1 protein-coding gene is annotated in these 1511 nt (G+C 69.4%); it reads left to right on the forward strand.

Annotated features, from left to right (window positions below):
• Positions 1-254: 254 nt before the first annotated feature.
• Positions 255-1496 (forward strand): IS110 family RNA-guided transposase, encoded by a 1242-nt coding sequence (locus EJK15_RS69295; protein WP_138720920.1) that lies wholly within the window; start codon positions 255-257, stop codon positions 1494-1496.
• Positions 1497-1511: the final 15 nt, after the last annotated feature.

A 1511-nucleotide genomic window follows, 5' to 3' on the forward strand; every position in this document is an offset into this window, starting at 1 on the left:
TCCTAATGAGTTCTGGGAGCAAGCCATCCGGCAGACTCCGTGGTGGATAGTGGCTGCCGGCAGGTGAGCACTCGGGGTTCCTGGACGTGGAGTCCTGATGAAAGACCGTGCCCCTGCCGGTTGGTCGGGAGAGTTGATCGCTGATGGGATGTCGTGCCCGCCCTCATACGGCGTGAGCACTGCTTCATTAGGTCGCCGATGGTTCTCCCGCAGGCTGCTGACCAGCGGAGACGAAGACATCGACGGGAGGATTTGTGCGGCTGTTCGTGGGAGACGACTGGGCCGAGGACCACCACGATGTGGAGCTGATGGACGCCACCGGCACGCGGCTGGCCAAGGCCCGGCTGCCGGAGGGGGTGGCGGGCATGGCCCGGCTGCACGCGATGATCGCCGAGCAGCTCGGCACCGACATCGAGGATGAGCAGGAGGCCGCCCGTCAGGTGCTGATCGGCATCGAGACCGACCGGGGCCCGTGGGTGCAGGCGTTGGTGGCGGCCGGTTACCAGGTGTTCGCGGTCAACCCGTTGCAGGCCGCCGATTACCGCAAGCGGCATAAAGTGTCGGGTGCCAAGAGCGACGCCGCCGATGCTCACGTGCTGGCCGACATGGTGCGCACCGACGCCCACCAGCTGCGTGCGGTGGCCGGCGACAGCGACCAGGCCGAGGCGATCAAGGTGGTCACCCGCGCGCACAAGACGCTGATCTGGGAGCGCACCCGGCAGACCCAGCGGCTGCGGCACGCGCTGCGCGACTACTTCCCCGCCGCCCTGGCCGCCTTCGATGACCTGGACGCCCCCGAAGTCCTCGACCTGCTGGCCAAAGCGCCTGATCCGGCCGCCGCCGCACGGCTGACCATCAGCCAGATCAGCGCGGCGCTCAAGCGCGCCGGCCGCCGCGGCGACCTGGCCGCCAAGGCCGCGCCGATCCAGGCCGCGCTGCGCGAGCAGCACCTGGGCCAGCCCGAGGTGGTCACCGCCGCCTACGCCGCCTCCGTCCGCGCCCTGATCGCCGTCCTTGCCACCCTGAACCAGCAGGTCACCGCCCTGCACAAGGAGGTCGAGGCGCATTTTGGGCAGCACCCGGCCGCTGAGATCATCACCTCCCAGCCCGGACTGGGACCGATCCTCGGCGCCCGGGTGCTCGCAGAGTTCGGCGACGACCCCCAGCGGTATGCCAGCGCCAAGGCCCGTAAGAACTACGCCGGCACCAGCCCCATCACCCGCGCCTCGGGCAAGAAGAAGGTCGTCGCGGCCCGGTACGTGCACAACGACCGGCTGATCGACGCCCTGATCACCCAGGCCGCCACCGCCGTCCGCGTCTCCTCCGGCGCCCGCGCCTACTACAACAAGCAACGGGCCCGCGGCGCCGACTACAACGCCGCCCTGCGCCAGGTCGCCAACCGCCTCGTCGGCATCCTGCACGGCTGCCTCAAGACCGGCACCCTCTACGACGAGGCAACCGCCTGGCCGCATCACGCCGAATCGCTTGCTGCTTGACAACTAAAGCTCCTG

This window comes from Nonomuraea basaltis (genome assembly GCF_005893125.1).
Classification (GTDB): Bacteria; Actinomycetota; Actinomycetes; order Streptosporangiales; family Streptosporangiaceae; genus Nonomuraea; species Nonomuraea basaltis.